The following is a 16625-nucleotide window of genomic DNA, read 5'->3' as shown; positions in this document are numbered from 1 at the left end:
GCGAAGATGCACCAAACAGGTCAGACCGGCGGCGGGTGAACTCGGCTAACAGGCAGCGGCACAGCGTCCGCGTCGATCGAATGGAGTCCCGCCGAGCGGTTGGTATCTGGGTCCGCACTCAAGTGCAACAAGGCCGTTTGTAGATTTGCAGTCTGGCTCTGTGTGGCTGCTTCGGCGCGTGCTGATGAAGAGGAAGAAAGTTGAACTAAAGGGAAGTCCTTGTAGACCTGTTAGGCATCACGCGCCTTACCCCTCGTAGGGGGCCTTCGGATCAAGGCAGTATTGATGGCGAGCGACAGCAGCTTGCCCCCCGAGTCGCTCCAACACGAGGCAAAACCGCTTTGGGGAGATTTCAACGACGCCAAAAGGGGGCGCTCGGCTCTCCACCTTCCGAGTCATGAGCTCGTGTATTGCGGCTCGGCCGCTATGGTCTGGATCGCCACTCAAGTAGATTGCCCAAGCGAGCTCCAGGAGGCGGTCTCGTTGGTCCAGTGGAATGGCAGCAGAAGCCGGGACGCTAGCGAGCTTTGCACGAAACAGCTCGAGAACCTTCCCTCTAGCTTCTGGCGCTTGTGTCGCCGCCGCAACTTGCGCCGCACCGGTGCCGAGCGGCGTATCGCCCGACATCTGCCGGAGCGCGATTTCTCGGAACGGAGCGGCACGCACGCCAAATGTCGCTAGTGTGGAGCGAGCCAGCGGCCGAATGTCTTGCGCCCGGAACGTCTCAGAAAACTGCGTTGAGTCGTTGAATGCTGCCTTACCGATTTGGCCGATCACAAAATCGCTAGGGTTCGGGAGTTGCGCAGCGAGCTGGTATTGATACTCGACGAGCTGGCCTGCCCCGAGCCCCTTCGGAGCCGTCAGCGCCGCGCCAATTCGTTCGAGAACTGCCGCGGGCGGGCAAATTCGAACGGTGTCCCGCGCACGCTGGCGCAACAGGCCATATCCCACAAGTCTCTGGGCACCGATGGTGAGCCAATTGGATATCGGACCATCGTCAACCTCAATGGCCTGCGCTGCGGCGTCGAACATCTTCAGTTCACGATCGGACGGGGGTTCACAGGCTTGGCCCAACAGATGAACCGGCAAGGCCATTGCAGCGCTTCCGGACGTGCGGTCGCACGCTGAGAGCAGACAGCAGACCGCGAGAATTGAAGCCGTGCGAATGTTAAGCACGATGGTTCCCGTGAGGCCTAACGACTGAGTTGACCGGCACGCACCGGCAGCGCGCCGCAAGGTGCACGATCACCCGCGCGCCTTGCGGCGCGCTGCCGGTGCGTGTCCGTTTCGAACGGCCTGTTAGACCTCGGTTGCGCTACCACCTGGCCACACTCCTAGAAGTTTTACCGGTTCCGCTGAATCCGGCATGGGACCGACGTTCGCCATGCCGTAACTGACGTCAGCGCCCGCGAAGTAGCCGCGCTCGTCAGTGAAGATGAGGATATCAATTTCCTCCTCCTCGTTCGAAGAAAAGGCCACCTCGCAGAACAGACCGGAGGACCTTTGGAGGGGCTTCAGTTCCGCCGCCACAGGCACCTCGAATCCGAAACCGTGGCAGCCGCATGTGCAAAGCGATGTGATCGCGCCGGCCGCCACATGCGCCGCGAAGATCTCTCGCTCCGGCAGGTCCTGCTGAAGGATCAGGTCCAACCAGCGCTTCGCGTGGTGCATGGAATGGGGCACGGCCTGGATCCGAGGTCTAACGTAGAAGTGACCGGCACGTTGCGGCAAGGGGCCGCGCGGTGCACGATTTCCCACGGCGCCGCGCGGCCCCTTGCCGCAACGTGTCCGTGTCGACTGCCATGTTAGACCTCAAACGCATCGGAGGTCACTTGCGGCGAAGTTGGCGAGTGGAATACGCAACGAACGGGTCATCGTTGGCTGCTGACTCCCGCATCTGGTTAATGCTCCCATCTTCAGCGGGTTCAAAGCTGACTCTCAGGCGTACCCTCATCTGTCCTTGCATCGACTCTTGCTCGAACTGCCAACGTTCTCCGACTCGTTGCCCTCTCATAACGCTTGAACCACCAGAATCGCCGAACTGATGAAGCACGTACTCTCGTCTACTTGAATCGAACGTAAAAACGTCCATGGTCTGGTGCTTGCGCCCAGAGCGCTCGAAGGTGGCCATGCAAACCATATGGCGACGACTCTCTGGCAGCCAAGTACACGTTTGCACATAGCCGTTCCCGGCCAGGCGGTCTGAGGCCGTCCACGTTCCCTCGAAGAAGCGCAGTTCCTCAAAGCCTTGAGCCTTATTTAGTGGCGATGGCGGCATTGGCGCTAGCTGCGCCCAACACGGGCCGACCGCGAACACAGCCAAGTGCAGCGCGATGCTGCAGAGCTGCCGGCAGAGGCGAGAGTGCTGCATGTGAGGTCTAACGTCGGAGTTGACCGGCGCGAACCGGCAGCGCGCCGCCAGGTGCACGATCACACGAGCGCATGGCGGCGCGCTGCTGGTTCGTGTCCGTGTCGAACGACATGTTAGACATTGGGTGGCGCATCCGGGGTTAGCGTCTTGCTCGCGCTAGGGCGAGTGCCACGAGTTTGGCGTCTTCTCGCGAGCTGAAGAGGTGCACCAATTTGCACGAACCAAACTCCTTTTCGAGCTCCCTCATTCGCACAGGATGATTGCCGAAGCGGAAACGACGGCTGGAGGAAGCAGCAGACGGCACTTCATACACGCCATAGCTGCGAGGGAGCGTGAGATATCCGTCAGCGCGAACTGAAGAAGGGCTGATTGCCCGTTGGAGCACTTGGTCGATCGACCCCATTGCTTCGGTCCCGATGTCTAACTTGATATAGACCGCACCCGCGCGCCATAACACCGCTGGATAACACCTGAAGCCATCTGGCAGATTCCCCCCGTAAGTCGTTGCTGGCGCAGTCATCTGGCGTGACTCGGGCGCATGACTCTTGCATTATCTGGCAGCTTTTCCCGCAAGCGCCACTCCGAACGGAGGGTCCGTGTTTTCCGCGCATCGTCGCTCTCACCCGACTCCGCACCCGACTGAACCAGCCCTTCTTTTCAGCCGAAAGCAGCTGGCAGGGTGGTGGCCTCACCCGCCCCGCTACCATCCCCCCCATGCGAATCCTCCTGGTCGAAGACGACGCCGTGCTGCGCGGCGTCATCCTGCGCAAGCTGCGCGAATCCGGGCACCGTGTCGACGAAGCCGCCACCGTCGAAGACGCCGAGCACCTGTGGCGGGTGCAGGCATTCGACGTGGTTATCCTCGACCTCAACCTGCCCCTGAACAAGCGCCCGCAGTCCGGCCTGGCCAGCGGGCTCACGGTGCTGCGCTCGGCCCGCGCCCGCGGCGACCGCACGCCGGTGCTGGTGCTCACGGCGCGCAACCGCACCGACGAACGCATCGCCGGACTCAACGCCGGCGCCGACGATTACCTGGGCAAGCCCTTCGACCTGGGCGAGGTCGAAGCCCGCCTGCACGCGCTGGTGCGCCGCTCCGCCGGCGGCAACGACCGCGTCGCCGTCGGACAGCTGTCGCTGGACCGCGCCGCGCGCACCTTCCAGCTCAATGGCCAGTTGATGGAAATGCCGGCGCGCGAGTTCGAGGTGCTGTGGGAGCTGATGACGCCGCCCGGCCGCGTCTGCAGCAAGCGCGAGCTGTCGGCCAAGCTCTCCGACCTGGACGACCTGCTGCCGGACAACGCCCTCGAGGCCTTCATCTCGCGCCTGCGCAAGAAGCTCGCCGGCTCGGGCGCGCAGATCCGCACGCTGCGCGGCCTCGGCTACCTGGTGGAGCCCGAGGCTTGAGCGAGTCCGTGCCGGCGCCGCCCAGCCTGCGCCAGCGGCTGCTGCGCACGGTGCTGCTGCCGCTGGCGCTGACGTGGGTGGCCGGCACGGTGGTGTCCTTCGCGGTGGCGCAGTACTTCGCCCAGCGCGCCTTCGACCGCTCCCTGCTGGACGACGCCTACCTGCTGGCCACGCACGTGCGCATCGAAAACGGCAAGCTGCGGCTGGAGCTGTCGCCGCACGAAGTGAACACGGTGCTGTTCGACCAGGCGGAGACGATGTTCTTCAGCGTGCGCGCGCCCGACGGCACGGTGTTGGCCGGGCAACCCGACCTGCTCGCGCCCGCCGGCGAGAAGTCCGAGGCTTTCCACTTCGACGACATCGCCTTTGCCGGCAAGGTGCTGCGCGCGGTGACGCTGCGCGAGCAGAACCCCGCGCGCTTCGACGTGACCGTGGCGCAGACCACCAGCTCGCGCGACGCCACGCTGCGCCAGCTGATGCTCTATTCGCTGCTGCCGCAACTGCTGCTGCTGGTGCTGCTGGCCGCGTGGCTGCGCCGCTCGATCGCGCGCGACCTGCAACCGCTGGCCACGCTGCAGCAGGCGCTGGCGCATCGCGGCTCGGGCGATCTCGGCCCCGTGCCCGACGAAGCGTCGACGCGCGACCTGCAGGTGCTGGCCACCACCGTCAACGCGCTGCTGCAGCGGCTGGACCGCAGCATCCGCGCGCAGAAGGAGTTCGCCGGCAACGTCGCCCACGAACTGCGCACGCCGCTGGCCGGCATCCGCGCGCTGGCGAGCTATGGCCTGGGCCACGCGGACCCGCACGTGGCGCGCGAACAACTGGCGGCGATCGCGGCCAGCGAAGCACGGGCGACTTCGCTGGTCGATCGGCTACTGGCGCTCGCCTTGGCCGCCGAAGCGGAAAGCCGTTTGCTGCTGGAGCCGGTCGCCCTCGACGCCGTGGTGCGCGAATGCGTGCTGCGCTTCCTGCCGCGCGCCGATGCGGCCGGCGTCGACCTCGGTGCGCGCGGCATCGACGCGCCGGTGTGGGTGGCGGCCGAGCCCACGCTGCTGGAAGGCATCCTGAACAACCTGGTGGACAACGCCTTGCGCTATGGCGTCTCCGCCGGGCGGCCGCTGGCGGTGACGGTCGCCGTCGAACAGACCACGGAGCACGTCCTGCTCTCGGTGCAGGACAACGGCCCGGGCGCGCCGCGCGAGCAGCAGCACGCGCTGGCCGCGCGCGGCGCGCAGGGGGAGGCGGGGCAGTTGCTCGGACAAGGGGCGGGGCTCGGGCTCGCACTGGTGGCGCAGTACGCGCGGCTGATGAATGCGCGCATGGCGCTGCGCAGCGGGCCGGATGGCCAAGGGTGGGTGTGCGAGATCGCGTTTCCGGTGGTGGGGTCGCTGCGCGAACCCACCCTAAGGGACGCCTGATACAGGTCGCTACGTACTTCCTCTCACGGGGAAGGTCAGTTTCCGGTCAGTGAGCGGGCAGGACCATCGAAGCCTGCCCGAATCCTCACTCACCCCACCCTCATGAACGACCGCAACCTTGTCAGGGGACTGTTCCTGCTGGCAATTTCCCTGGCCTTCGGGCTGACGTCCGCGCGCTATCCGATCGGCGATTTCGCGCGCGCCGGCCCCGGCCTCTTCCCGCTGATGATCGCCGGCCTGCTGGGGCTGATCGCCATCGTCACCATCATCCGCTCGCGTTTCGTCGACCACGTTCCGCTCGGCTTCAACCCCAAGAACATCCTGCTGATCCTGGGCGCGCTGTGCGGCTTCGCGCTGGTCTCGCACTTCCTCAACATGATCCTCGGGATCATCGTGATGGTGTTCATCGCCTCCTTCGCCGGCAAGACGAAGTACTCGGTGCTGCGCAACATCTACATCTCCGCCGGCCTCGTCTGCGTGGCCCTGGCCTTCCAGAAACTCCTCGGCTTCAACCTGCCCCTGTACTGACATGGAAGTCCTCCACAACCTCGCGCTCGGCTTCGGCGTCGCGCTCACCTGGCAGAACCTGCTGTACTGCGCCATCGGCTGCACGGTCGGCACGCTCGTCGGCCTGCTGCCCGGCCTGGGCCCCCTGGCCACCATCAGCATCCTGCTGCCGCTCACGTACTCCATCCCCACGGGCGGCGCGCTCATCATGCTGGCCGGCATCTACTACGGCGCGCAGTACGGCGACAGCGTCAGCGCGATCACGATGAAGATCCCGCATGCGAGCAGCATCGTGGCCTGCATCGACGGGTACGCGATGACATTGAAGGGCAAGACCGGGCTCGCCCTGTTCACGGCCGGCGTCTCCAGCTTCATCGGCGGCACGGTGGCGATCGTCGTTCTCTCGCTGCTGGCGCCCACGCTCGGCGAGGTCGCCTTCCTGTTCGGCCCGGCCGACTACTGCGCGTTGATGCTGGTGGGCTTCGTCTGCGTCAGCTTCGTCACCACCGGCAGCCTGGTCAACGGCATGGCGATGTGCATGATCGGCGTGCTGCTCGGCTCGATCGGCACCGACGTGAACAGCGGCATGCAGCGCTTCACGCTCGACCTGCCTTTCCTCGCGGACGGCGTCGGGCTGGTGAGCATCGCGCTGGGCTGCTTCGGCATCGCGGAGATCACGAAGAACCTCGACAGCGGCGAAGAGCGTTCGCCCTTCAACGGCGCGATCAAGCTGATGCCCACCTGGCCCGAGTTCAAGCGGATCATCCCGAGCGCCTTGCGCGGCAGCGCGGTCGGCTCCTTCCTGGGCATCCTGCCCGGCGGCGGCCCCACCATCGCGCAGTTCGCGGCCTATGCCATCGACAAGAAGGTCAGCAAGTACAAGCACGAGATCGGCACCGGCTGCATCGAAGGCGTGGCCGGCCAGGCCGCCGCCGACGAAGCGGCCGCCCGCACCAGCTTCATCCCGCTGATGTCCATCGGCATCCCGGAGAACGCGGTGATGGCGCTCATGATGGCGGCCTTCGTCATCAAGGGCATCCAGCCCGGCCCCAACATGATCGCCGGCCACCCCGACCTGTTCTGGGGCCTGGTGGCGAGCATGTGGGTGGGCAACTGCTTCCTGATCACGCTCAACGTGCCGCTGGTGCGCTACTGGCTGTCGGTCTTCAAGATCCCGTACGCCGTGCTGTTCCCGTCGATCCTGTTCTTCTGCTGCATCGGCACCTACAGCGTCAACAACAACCTGGACGACGTGTTCATCACCGCGCTGTTCGGCTTCATGGGCTACATGTTCCTGCGCCTGGACCTGGACGCGGCGCCGCTGATGCTCGGCTTCATCCTGGGCCCGATGCTGGAAGAGAACTTCCGCCGCGCCATGCTGCTGTCGCGCGGCAGCTTCGGCGCCTTCATGACGCGTCCGATCAGCGGCACGCTGCTGGGCCTGATCGCGGTGTTCATCGTGTGGCAGCTGGTGGCGTTCTTCCTGCAGGTGCGCCGCAAGGGAAAGTTCGTTCCGGTGGTGGAACCCGTGCTTGCGCACCAGGCCGAATGATTGCTTGATACTCCTTGTTTGGCGGCCCTTCGAGGGCCGCTTTTTTTTGGCGGTTCGCCTCCCTGCGGCTACATTTCGGCGTCTGCGCGCAGAAGCAGAGGGAGGGAACCATGGAAACACCCAAGGGGCTGAAAGGCCTGAACACGCCACCGCCGCCCGACGAACAGGCGCTCTGGCGGCATTTCTCGGCCACCTACCTGGCCATCCGCCTCGGGCTGGCGCTGCTCGCCTTCGCCTTTCCGTTGGTGCTCTGGGCCTGGGGCGCATGGGCGCACGACCTGGCGCGGCAACCCTCGCTCAGCGCGTACTTCTGGGCAGCCGCGACGCTGCACGATTGCGCCGCCTTCCCCATGCGCAGCCTCCTGGTCGGCATGCTGTTCGCGATCGCCGCCGGGCTCTACGCGTACAAGGGCCTCACCGACCTGGAGAACTGGCTGCTGAACCTGGCGGCACTGTGCGCGGTGACGGTGGCTCTGGTACCTGAGCGGCTGCCCAAGATGGGCGAGCCGGCGTCGCAGCGCGTGCGAGACCTCAAGGCGCTGTGTCCGGCGATCGGCAACTGGGCGGATGTGGGCCAGGCCGACCCGCCCTACCACTACATCGCGGCCATCGGCCTGTTCGTGCTGCTCTTCATCGTCGCCTGGTTCTGCGCCGGCAAGTCGCTCGATTACCTGCCGCCCGGCACGCGCCTCGGCAAGAAGACCTTCCTCTGGCTCTATCGCCTCATCGCGCTCATGATGCCCATCGTCGGTATCGCCGGCGGCCTGAAGGTCTACCTGGCGGGCGGCGAGGAAACCGTGGCGCTCTTCATGCTGGAGGCCGGCGAGATCTGGCTCTTCGCCCTTTACTGGGGGCTGAAGACCTACGAGATGTCGCTCACCAAGCTGCAGAAGGATCCGGCGCAGGCCGTCCGGCACGCCGAACAGAGTGGTACACGCGTTGCCATGGCCGACGAGGCTCGCGCGGCGGGGAAGGCGTGACGCGCCAGCCGCGGTTCGGGCTGGCGCCGCTCACCACGGCCTACGAAACCGGGATTCCCGACTCACGACTCCCGTAGGCCGTGGTGAGCCCGCAGGCGAACCGCGGCTCGCCCCTCAAGGCGCGACGTACGGGAGCACCCGCTCCCGGAACAGCGCCAGTCGCTCCGGCGTCAGATGCAAGGTCAGCTCCACCAACGTCCCCATCTGCGCGGAGTGCGACAGCCCGGAGATGTGGAAGCCCTTGCGCAGCTTGGCCGCCAGCACCGCGTTGTTCATCACCGAGTGCTGCGAACGGACCACCACGGCGCCGCTCTCGCGCGCCAGCGCACAGGCTTCGGCCAGCAAGCGCGAGTAGATCCCCTGGCGCCGATGCGACGCGACCACGCCGCTGTTGGCCATGTACCAGACGTTGCCGCGTTCCATCCAGCCCGTGCTCCAGCCCACCAGCTGCTCGCCGTCGTAGGCGCCCAGGCGGCGCATGGCGGGTGAGAAGGACGGCGCCTCGAGATCCGCGGGACGCACCGCTGCTTCGGCTTCAAGCACGGCGGCCAGCGGCTCCGAGACCTGCTGCACGTCGCGGAACACTTCGCGCTGCAGGCGGGTGAAGTCGGGTTCGGGAAACTTGTCGACGGGGCGGATGGCGATCACGGGCATGGGAGCGGGATTATCCCGCCCCCACGGGAGGGCTCATTCGGCCGTCGCTCCGGAAGCCTTCACCACCTTCGCCCACTTCTCGGTTTCCATGCGATGCAGCTTCCAGAAGTCCTCCGGCGTGCCGGCGATGGGCACGCCGCCCAGGTCGGCCAGCTTGGCCTTCATCACCGGGTCGGCCAAGGCGGCATTCACTTCCTTGTTCAGGCGCGCGATCACGGCCGGCGGCGTGCCCTTGGGCACGGCGACGCCGAACCAGGCGCTGGCTTCGTAGCCGGGCACCGTGTCGCCCACCGCCGGCACGTCGGGCAGCGCGGGCGAACGCTGCGCGCTGGTCACGCCCAGCGCGCGCACGGTGCCGGCGCGGATGTGGCTGATGATCGACGGCATGTTGTCGAACAGCACGTCGACCTGGCCGCCGATCAGGTCGGTGGTGGCGGGGCCGGCGCCCTTGTACGGCACGTGCTTCATGTTGATGCCGGCCATGGACTTGAACAGCTCGCCCGACAGGTGCACCGAGGTGCCGGCGCCGGACGAGGCCATGTTGATCTTGTCCGGGTTCTTCTTGCCGTACTCGATGAACTCCGCGACCGTCTTGGCCGGGAAGTTCTTGGTCACGGTCATCACGTTGGGCACGCGCACGATGCCGGCGACCGGCGCCATGTCTTCCAGGAAGTTGAAGTTCAGCTTGGGATAGAGCGTGGCATTGATCGCATTGGCCGGGTTCACCAGGAAGATGGTGTAGCCGTCCGGCGGCGACTTGGCGGCGAACTCGGTGCCGATGTTGTTGCCGCCGCCGGGCTTGTTCTCGATGACCACCTGCTGGTTCAGGCGCTGCGACAGGTTCTGCCCCATCAGCCGCGCCAGCAGGTCGGTGGTGCCGCCGGGCGGATAGGCCACCACCCACTTGATGGGCTTGCTCGGGTACTCGGGCTCGGCGGCGCTCACGGCGAGCGCGCTGCACAGCAGCAGCGCCCCGGAAACGATAGTACGCAACAGACGCATCGCAAGTCTCCTATGGGAATCGGGTCAGGCTACAGGCCGCGCGCGCAAGGCGTCAACGGGGATTTCGTCAGGGTCGCGGCCAGGCACAAGATAAACAGCTAAACTTATCAGTCAGGCTTCCTATCCCGCCCAATGACCGACACCGCAACCGCACTTGCCGCCGACCTGCACGAAGTGCTGGGCCAGCTGCGCCGCCGCCTGCGCGCGCAGGCCGACACCGGCGACCTCACCGCTTCGCAACTGCATGTGTTGCGCCGGCTGGACCTCGAAGGCCCCGCCACCGCGACGACGCTGGCGCGCGCCGCCGGCGTGCGGCCGCAGTCGATGGGCGCGACGGTCGGCGTGCTGCTTGCCGCCGGCCTGGTCACCGGTGCGCCCGACCCCGAAGACGGCCGCCAGACGCTGCTGTCGATCACGCCGGCCAGCCGCAAGTGGCTGAAGGACGGCCGCGCCGCCAAGCAGGACTGGCTGCTGCACGCGCTGCAGGACCAGCTCTCGCCGCGCGAACAGCAGGAGCTCGCCCGCGCCATCGTGCTGCTGCGCCGCGTGGCCGCACAACCCGCGGGCCGGGCCGGATGAGGCGCACCTTCCGGTCGCTGGAGGGCTACAACTACCGGGTGTGGGCGGCGGGTGCACTGGTGTCCAACGTCGGCACCTGGATGCAGCGCACGGCGCAGGACTGGATCGTGCTCACCGAGCTCACGCTGCACGACGCCACCGCCGTCGGCATCGTGATGGCGCTGCAGTTCGGTCCGCAGTTCGTGCTGCTGCCGTTCACGGGCTGGGCGGCCGACCACTTCGACCGCCGCAAGCTGCTGCTGGCCACGCAGACGACGCAAGGCCTGCTCGCGCTGTTCCTCGGCCTGCTCACCGTGACCGGCCACGTGCAGCTCTGGCACGTCTACGGCTTCGCGCTGATGCTCGGCTGCGTCAGCGCCTTCGATGCGCCGGCGCGCCAGACCTTCGTCGGCCAGCTGGTGGGCGATGCGCACCTGGCCAACGCCGTCGCGCTCAACTCCACGTCGTTCAACATGGCGCGCATGATCGGGCCGGCCGCGGCGGGCCTGCTGATCGGACGGATCGGCACCGGGCCGGTGTTCCTGCTGAACGCGCTGTCCTTCGGCGCGGTGCTCTGCGCCATGGGCCTGCTGCGCAAGGACGAGATCCATCCGCGCAGCACCCACACCGGGCCGGGCCGGCAGAAGGTGGGCCTCACCGACGGCCTTCGCTATGCCTGGGCACGGCCCGAGCTGCGCGCGGTGCTGCTGATGTTCTTCGTGATCGGCACCTTCGGTATCAACTTCCCGATCTACATTTCCTCGATGTCGGTGTCGGTGTTCCACGTGGGCGCCGGCGCGTTCGGGCTGCTCACGTCGGCGATGGCGGTGGGCTCGGTAACGGGTGCGCTGCTCTCGGCGGGGCGCGAGCAGCCGCGCATGCAGTTCATCCTCTTCGCGGCGGCGGCCTTCGGCACCGCGCTGCTGGCCGCGGCCTTGATGCCCGGCTACTACGCCTTCGCGGTCGCGCTCTACTTCGTCGGCCTGGCCACGCAGTCCTTCACCACCACCGCCCACGGCGCGGCGCAGATGTGGACCGACGGCGCCTTGCGCGGCCGAGTGATGGCGATCGTGATGGCGGTGGGCGTGGGCGGCACGATGATCGGCGCGCCGCTGGCCGGGCACATTGCCGACACCTGGGGCCCGCGCTGGTCGCTGGGCTTCGGCGCGCTCTCCGGGTTCGTGGCGCTGCTGGGCGGATGGGTGACGCTCGCCGGCTGGTCGTTCACGGCCTTCCGCAGGGTGGGTTCGCGCTAGCGACCCCACCACTTGCAAAGCGCCCGCGCGCTCCCATCTCCTGGCTCATGGGTGCGCGCGACTTCGATCTCCTCGATGCCTATTCACAGGCGGTGGCCCAGGTGGCCGACCGCGTCGGCCCCAGCGTCGCCTCCGTCGCGCCGCTGGACCGGCACGGCAAGCCGGCCGGCAGCGGCAGCGGCTTCCTGTTCACGCCCGACGGCTACCTGCTGACCAACTCGCACGTGGTGCGCGCCGGCGGCAAGGCGCGGCCGGCGGCGTCGGCGCACTTCCATGCGTCCTTCAGCGACGGCCGCAATTTCTCGGCGCGCTGGGTCGGCGACGATCCGCACACCGACCTGGCCGTGCTGCAGGTGGACGGCCTGTCGCAAGGCGCGCTGACGCCCGCGCCCCTGGGCCGCTCCGCGGACCTGCGCCGCGGCGAGATCGCCATCGCCATCGGCAATCCCCTGGGCTTCGACCACACCGTCACCGCGGGCATCGTGAGCGCGCTCGGGCGCAGCATGCGGGCGTCCAGCGGCCGAATGATTCCCGACGTGATCCAGACCGACGCCGCCCTGAATCCAGGCAACTCGGGCGGACCGCTGCTCAACTCGCGCGGCGAGGTGGTCGGCGTCAACACGGCGATCATTCCGCAGGCGCAGTCCATCTGTTTCGCGGTGGCCATCGACATCGCCGGCGTCGTCATCCCGCAGCTGCTGCGGCATGGCCGCATGCGGCGCGGTTGGCTGGGCGTGGGCGGCAGCACCATGGCGCTGGACCGCCGCATCGTGGTGGCGCTCGGGCTCAAGCAGGAGCAGGCGGTGCGGGTGCAGAGCGTGGAAGGCGGCAGTCCCGCCGATCGTGCCGGCCTGCGCGCGGGTGATGTGCTGCTCGGCATGGACGGCCAGGACATCGCCTCGGTGGATGCGCTGTACCAGGCGCTGCATCCGGAGGTGATCGCCCGCGATTGCGTGCTGAAGGTCCTGCGGCCGGGGGCGACGGCGGCTCTATACCTGCAGGTGCGGCCGGTGGAAGCGGCGCTGGATTAGCGCCACCACCACCAGCCCTCAGGCGAGCTTGATCTCCCCGTCGAACTTCACCTGCAGCTGCAAGCCCGCCACCTCCAGCGTCATCGTCGCCGGCAAGGTTTCGCCGCCTTGGATGCTGCCTGCGCGCAGGGCCTGGGCCACGGCCTGTTCGATCTCGCGCTGCGAGCTCACGCCCACCACCTTCAGGAACTTGCGGATGCTCAGGTTGAAGACTTCGTCGTCCATGGGGACCTCCGTTCAGCGGTTCTTGCGCAGCGGCGCCAGCAGGTGCTTGAGGCCGTTATGGTCGATTTCGTGCATCAGCGCCAGCAGGCGCCCGACTTCGCCGGGGGGAAAGCCTTCCCGGGCAAACCAGTTCAGGTAGTTGCCGGGCAGGTCCGCGATGGGGGTGCCCTTGTGCTTGCCGTAGGGCATTTCGACCTCCAGCAGGCGGATCAGGGGTTCGGACATCACGGAATTGTGCCTTTCACGCAAAACCCGCGCTTCCAGCCCTTGCGCTACGGCCGGGCTGGGCCTAGAGTGGGTCGCAAGCGAGGAGGATCACCATGTTCCCCTGGTTCAAGCGCCGCTCGGGCGCGCCTTCCCAGGCGCCCGAGCAGGCCGCGCAGCCGCAGCGTGCCGTCCCGGCTTCGGGCTTCGGCGACTCGCGCGCGCTGCCCGAAGTGGTCAACGAGGGCAATTCCCCGGCCGACTGGCGCATGTGGGAAGACTCGATGACGGCCGTCGACAGCATGCTGCAAGGGCTCTCGCCCTCGACCCGCCGGACCTAGCCGGCCAGTCGCCTAGTGCAGCGATCCGCGTCCGCCCGGCAGGCCCAGGCGGCGCCGCAGCGTGTCTTCGTATTCCCAATCCCCCGCGCAATCGGCATCGCAGAACAGCTGGTTGCCCAGGTTTTCCGTGCCGCAATGCAGGCACATGCCGGTGGGCTGCATGCGGGCGCGGGCCCGTTGCGCGGCCAGGGCCTGCGACAGGTGGCGCTGTTCGCTGTCGAATGCGAGATCTGCTTCGTCGGCCATGGTGTTCTCCCTGTGGATGCAGCGCATTCTTCGATGCGTCGCATGGCCGGACCGTAGGACGCCGGCGTCGCGCAGCTACGGAAGATCGCCTCAGGCGGGGACAGTCGATTCGCGCGGCAGGTCGAACAGGCGGAAGGGCGGCTGGTCCGGATGCGACCGCAACAGCAGCGGCCTGGCTACGTTGTAGACCGGCACGCCATTGACGGTCTTGCTTTCCAGCGTGCCCCGGTGCGCGTGCCCGTGGAAGACCGCATCGACCGGATAGCGCAGCAAGGGTTCCTCGAGGCGGCTGCTGCCCAGGAAGGGAAAGATCTCCACCGGCTCGCCCGCCACCGTGCCGGCGATCGGCGAGTAGTGCAGCAGGCAGATGCGGCGCGGCGTGCGCAGCTTGGCCAGCGCCGATTCGAGCTTCATGGCTTCGTTCAGCGCCTCCTGCACGAACAGCTTGATCGCCGGCTCGCCCCAGGCGCCGAGCGAGCCGCGGCCGAAGCCGCCGGCAAACCCCTTGGCGCCGGCGATGCCCACGCCTTCGATCTCGCAGGCCTCGCCATCGAGCACGCGCACGCCGATGTGCTTGAGCGCTTCGGCCACCACTTCCGGCGTGCCGGACTCGTAGTCGTGGTTGCCCAGCACCGCGACGATCGGGATCTTGACGGCGGCGAGTTCGTCGACGAGCACCTGCGCTTCCTCCGCGGTGCCGTAGTCGGTGAGGTCGCCGCACAGGAGCAGCACGTCGGCGGCTTCGGAGGCGCTGGCGAAGAAGGAGCGCAGGGTGCCTGCGGATTCCTTGGTGACGTGGATGTCGCCGACTGCGGCGAATCGCACGGTGCTGGCGGACTTGGGCATGGGGCGGTCGTTGAAGGAAACCCCGCCATGCTGCCCGGCTCGCCACGGACAGGCTGTAGGCCGGGGCTGACTCTGCGTGAGGCTCCTCGCCCCGGGTCGACGCGCTGCACGGCGGTTAGTCTGTGCAAAACCCCACACGAGAACGAGACCAACCCATGTCCGCAGCAGTCGCCCTGGCCCCGTCCCTCGAGGAGGAAGTCGAACCCGGCACGGCCGCCTTCTACCGCCAGGCACTGCGCACGCTGGCCGACGCCGGCGTGCCCTTCCTGGTCGGCGGCGCCTTCGCCCATGCCTGCTTCACCGGCATCCGGCGCAGCACCAAGGACCTGGACCTGTTCATCAAGCGCGAGGACTACGACCGCGTCGCCGAACTGATGCAGGGACAGGGCTGGCGCACCGAGATGACCTACCCGCACTGGCTTGCCAAGGTGTATGCGGGAGAGGACTTCATCGACCTGATCTTCAACTCGGGCAACGGCCTCACGCCGGTGAGCGACGCCTGGTTCCGCAACAACGCGCGTGCCCAGGTGCTGGGCGTGCCGGTGAGCATCGCCAACATCGAGGACGGGCTGCTGTCCAAGGCCTTCATCATGGAGCGCGAGCGCTACGACGGCGCCGACATCGCCCACCTGCTGCAGGCCAATGCCGAGCAGATCGACTGGCACGGGCTGGTGGACCGCTTCGGCCCGCACTGGCGCGTGTTGCTCGCGCACCTGACGCTCTTCGGCTACGTGTATCCGGGCGAGCGGCACCGGGTGCCGCATTGGGTGATGGAAAAACTGGTGTCGCGCCTGGCCGCCGAGACGCGCCAGCCGCCGCCGGCCGATCCACACCTGTGCGCGGGCACGCTGCTGTCGCGCGAGCAGTACCTGCACGACGTCGAACGGTTGGGCTACGTGGACGGACGCCTCACGCACGCGAGCACGATGACCCCCGAGGATGTGGACCATTGGACGGGCGCCATCCCCGCCCGGCAACAGCAATGAGCACTTTACGCCTCCAGCCCTAGACAGGAGGCCGCAGGGATCGCTACCATTCCGGCTGTTTCGCAGCGCCATGGAACCGATTCGCTATCTCGATCCGGAAGTCCGCCCGCCCGAATACCGGGTGCCGCGCGGCCGCAGCGGCGTCGGGGCGCAGTCGGCGCTGGAAACCCTGCTGAACGACCTCGAGCGCATCCGCCGCGCCAAGGAGGCCTACGGCGAGCTCACGCGCACGCCGGAGAATTCGCAGTTCCTCTTCTGAGGCTCACGCGAAGCGATTGACGAGCTTGCCGATGCCGGCGATCTCGACCTCGACCGTGCTTCCCGGCTTCATCGAGCCCACCCCCACCGACGTCCCGCACAGGATGATGTCGCCCGGCAGCAGCGTCATGTCCTGCGAGATCAGGCTCACCAGCTGCGCGACGCTGAAGCGCATGTCGCTCACCGGATAGTCCTGCCGCACCTCGCCGTCGAGCAGCGTGCGCACGCGCAGCTTCTCCGGCTCCAGCCCCGTCGCGACCACCGGACCGAAGGGGCAGAAGGTGTCGAAGCCCTTGGCGCGCACCCACTGCGCGAAGGAGGCGTCGCGGTGCAGGATGTCGGCCACGGTCACGTCGTTGGCGCAGGTGTAGCCGAGCACGTGGGCCAGCGCGTCGCGCTCCGCAACCTGCTTGCAGCTGCGGCCGATGACGATGCCCAGCTCGCCTTCGAACACCACCTTGCCCGGCCCGCCCGGGTGGCGGATCGTGCCGCCCGGCGCGAGATACGAGTTGGGTGTCTTCACCAGGTACAGCGGCTCCGCCGGCACCGGCAGCGCGAGCTTCTCGCCCAGCGCCTTGAAGTTGTTCCAGAGCGCGATCACCTTGGTCGGCTGCACGGGCGTGAGCAGCTCCACGTCCTTCAGCGCGATGGTGCGGTCGCCGCGTTGGGGATAGTCGAAGACATCGCCGTGCCACACCCGCACCCGCTCGCCTTCCAGCGTGCCGAAGCGGGTGTGGGTGCCTTCGCGGAATCGCAGCCAGAGGTTTTGCATGGGGACACTCTAGG

The 16625-nt window shown here is 67.4% G+C and carries 21 protein-coding genes; 11 read left to right on the top strand and 10 right to left on the bottom strand.

Annotation, left to right across the window (positions count from 1 at the left end; translation table 11 throughout):
• Window positions 1-246: 246 nt before the first annotated feature.
• From LZ009_RS06650 to LZ009_RS06640, 3 genes are all read right to left on the bottom strand, one after another.
• The gene (locus LZ009_RS06650; protein WP_275697081.1) at window positions 247-1095 is read right to left on the bottom strand and encodes a hypothetical protein; all 849 of its coding nucleotides are present in this window, start codon (window positions 1093-1095) and stop codon (window positions 247-249) included.
• Window positions 1096-1299: 204 nt separating this feature from the next.
• On the bottom strand, window positions 1300-1650 hold the full coding sequence (locus LZ009_RS06645) for a hypothetical protein (RefSeq protein ID WP_275697080.1): 351 nt from the start codon (window positions 1648-1650) through the stop codon (window positions 1300-1302).
• A gap of 178 nt (window positions 1651-1828) precedes the next feature.
• A complete protein-coding gene (locus LZ009_RS06640) occupies window positions 1829-2131 on the bottom strand; it encodes a hypothetical protein (protein ID WP_275697079.1) in 303 nt (100 codons plus the stop codon).
• 954 nt (window positions 2132-3085) lie between these two features.
• Here LZ009_RS06640 and LZ009_RS06635 point away from each other — a divergent pair.
• The 5 genes from LZ009_RS06635 (at window position 3086) to LZ009_RS06615 (ending at window position 8232) form a co-directional block, all read left to right on the top strand.
• A complete protein-coding gene (locus LZ009_RS06635) occupies window positions 3086-3775 on the top strand; it encodes a response regulator transcription factor (RefSeq protein WP_275697078.1) in 690 nt (229 codons plus the stop codon).
• Window positions 3772-5193, top strand: a complete 1422-nt coding sequence (locus LZ009_RS06630) for a sensor histidine kinase (RefSeq protein ID WP_275697077.1) — start codon at window positions 3772-3774, stop codon at window positions 5191-5193. The genes LZ009_RS06635 and LZ009_RS06630 overlap by 4 nt, the downstream gene beginning before the upstream one ends.
• Before the next feature lie 102 nt (window positions 5194-5295).
• Window positions 5296-5721 (top strand): tripartite tricarboxylate transporter TctB family protein, encoded by a 426-nt coding sequence (locus tag LZ009_RS06625; protein ID WP_275697076.1) that lies wholly within the window; start codon window positions 5296-5298, stop codon window positions 5719-5721.
• 1 nt (window position 5722) lies between these two features.
• Complete coding sequence (locus tag LZ009_RS06620) at window positions 5723-7252, top strand: tripartite tricarboxylate transporter permease (RefSeq protein ID WP_275697075.1); 1530 nt, start codon at window positions 5723-5725, stop codon at window positions 7250-7252.
• A 110-nt stretch (window positions 7253-7362) separates the two neighbouring features.
• Complete coding sequence (locus tag LZ009_RS06615; protein ID WP_275697074.1) at window positions 7363-8232, top strand: hypothetical protein; 870 nt, start codon at window positions 7363-7365, stop codon at window positions 8230-8232.
• A gap of 114 nt (window positions 8233-8346) precedes the next feature.
• Here the strand turns inward: LZ009_RS06615 and LZ009_RS06610 are convergent, their stop codons facing one another.
• Window positions 8347-8886 carry a GNAT family N-acetyltransferase gene (locus tag LZ009_RS06610; RefSeq protein ID WP_275697073.1) on the bottom strand — a complete coding sequence of 180 codons (540 nt, stop codon included), beginning with the start codon at window positions 8884-8886 and terminating at the stop codon, window positions 8347-8349.
• Window positions 8887-8919: 33 nt separating this feature from the next.
• Complete coding sequence (locus LZ009_RS06605) at window positions 8920-9888, bottom strand: Bug family tripartite tricarboxylate transporter substrate binding protein (protein WP_275697072.1); 969 nt, start codon at window positions 9886-9888, stop codon at window positions 8920-8922.
• 132 nt (window positions 9889-10020) lie between these two features.
• Here LZ009_RS06605 and LZ009_RS06600 point away from each other — a divergent pair, with 132 nt between their 5' ends.
• The 3 genes from LZ009_RS06600 to LZ009_RS06590 are packed head-to-tail and all read left to right on the top strand — an operon-like array spanning window position 10021 to window position 12733.
• Window positions 10021-10467, top strand: coding sequence for a MarR family winged helix-turn-helix transcriptional regulator (locus LZ009_RS06600; RefSeq protein WP_275697071.1), 447 nt, complete (start codon window positions 10021-10023; stop codon window positions 10465-10467).
• Window positions 10464-11702, top strand: a complete 1239-nt coding sequence (locus LZ009_RS06595; protein ID WP_275697070.1) for an MFS transporter — start codon at window positions 10464-10466, stop codon at window positions 11700-11702. Before LZ009_RS06600 ends, LZ009_RS06595 begins: the two co-directional genes overlap by 4 nt.
• Before the next feature lie 47 nt (window positions 11703-11749).
• Entirely contained in the window at window positions 11750-12733 is a 984-nt protein-coding gene (locus LZ009_RS06590) for a S1C family serine protease (protein WP_275697069.1), read from the top strand.
• An 18-nt stretch (window positions 12734-12751) separates the two neighbouring features.
• Here the strand turns inward: LZ009_RS06590 and LZ009_RS06585 are convergent, their stop codons facing one another.
• Both LZ009_RS06585 and LZ009_RS06580 read right to left on the bottom strand, forming a co-directional pair.
• Window positions 12752-12958, bottom strand: a complete 207-nt coding sequence (locus tag LZ009_RS06585; protein ID WP_275697068.1) for a DUF6494 family protein — start codon at window positions 12956-12958, stop codon at window positions 12752-12754.
• 12 nt (window positions 12959-12970) lie between these two features.
• The gene (locus tag LZ009_RS06580) at window positions 12971-13183 is read right to left on the bottom strand and encodes a DUF3820 family protein (protein WP_275697067.1); all 213 of its coding nucleotides are present in this window, start codon (window positions 13181-13183) and stop codon (window positions 12971-12973) included.
• Window positions 13184-13278: 95 nt separating this feature from the next.
• Between LZ009_RS06580 and LZ009_RS06575 the strand changes: the two genes are divergently transcribed.
• Window positions 13279-13503 carry a hypothetical protein gene (locus tag LZ009_RS06575; RefSeq protein WP_275697066.1) on the top strand — a complete coding sequence of 75 codons (225 nt, stop codon included), beginning with the start codon at window positions 13279-13281 and terminating at the stop codon, window positions 13501-13503.
• A gap of 12 nt (window positions 13504-13515) precedes the next feature.
• On the opposite strand, the gene LZ009_RS06570 is transcribed toward LZ009_RS06575, so the two are convergent.
• Both LZ009_RS06570 and LZ009_RS06565 read right to left on the bottom strand, forming a co-directional pair.
• Window positions 13516-13749 (bottom strand): hypothetical protein, encoded by a 234-nt coding sequence (locus LZ009_RS06570; protein WP_275697065.1) that lies wholly within the window; start codon window positions 13747-13749, stop codon window positions 13516-13518.
• A 90-nt stretch (window positions 13750-13839) separates the two neighbouring features.
• Entirely contained in the window at window positions 13840-14595 is a 756-nt protein-coding gene (locus LZ009_RS06565; RefSeq protein WP_275697064.1) for a metallophosphoesterase family protein, read from the bottom strand.
• A gap of 155 nt (window positions 14596-14750) precedes the next feature.
• Here LZ009_RS06565 and LZ009_RS06560 point away from each other — a divergent pair, with 155 nt between their 5' ends.
• Both LZ009_RS06560 and LZ009_RS06555 read left to right on the top strand, forming a co-directional pair.
• Window positions 14751-15581 (top strand): nucleotidyltransferase, encoded by an 831-nt coding sequence (locus tag LZ009_RS06560; RefSeq protein ID WP_275697063.1) that lies wholly within the window; start codon window positions 14751-14753, stop codon window positions 15579-15581.
• 70 nt (window positions 15582-15651) lie between these two features.
• Window positions 15652-15840, top strand: a complete 189-nt coding sequence (locus tag LZ009_RS06555; RefSeq protein ID WP_275697062.1) for a hypothetical protein — start codon at window positions 15652-15654, stop codon at window positions 15838-15840.
• 3 nt (window positions 15841-15843) lie between these two features.
• Here LZ009_RS06555 and LZ009_RS06550 read toward each other — a convergent pair whose 3' ends face one another.
• Window positions 15844-16611: a fumarylacetoacetate hydrolase family protein gene (locus LZ009_RS06550; RefSeq protein WP_275697061.1), complete on the bottom strand. Its 768-nt coding sequence runs from the start codon at window positions 16609-16611 to the stop codon at window positions 15844-15846.
• Window positions 16612-16625 lie beyond the last annotated feature (14 nt).

The sequence above is a fragment of the Ramlibacter paludis genome (assembly GCF_022012305.1).
In the GTDB taxonomy this organism is placed as follows: Bacteria; Pseudomonadota; Gammaproteobacteria; order Burkholderiales; family Burkholderiaceae_C; genus Ramlibacter; species Ramlibacter paludis.
The sequence above is the reverse complement of the archived record's forward strand: the minus strand, read 5'-3'. Positions and strand labels throughout refer to the sequence as shown.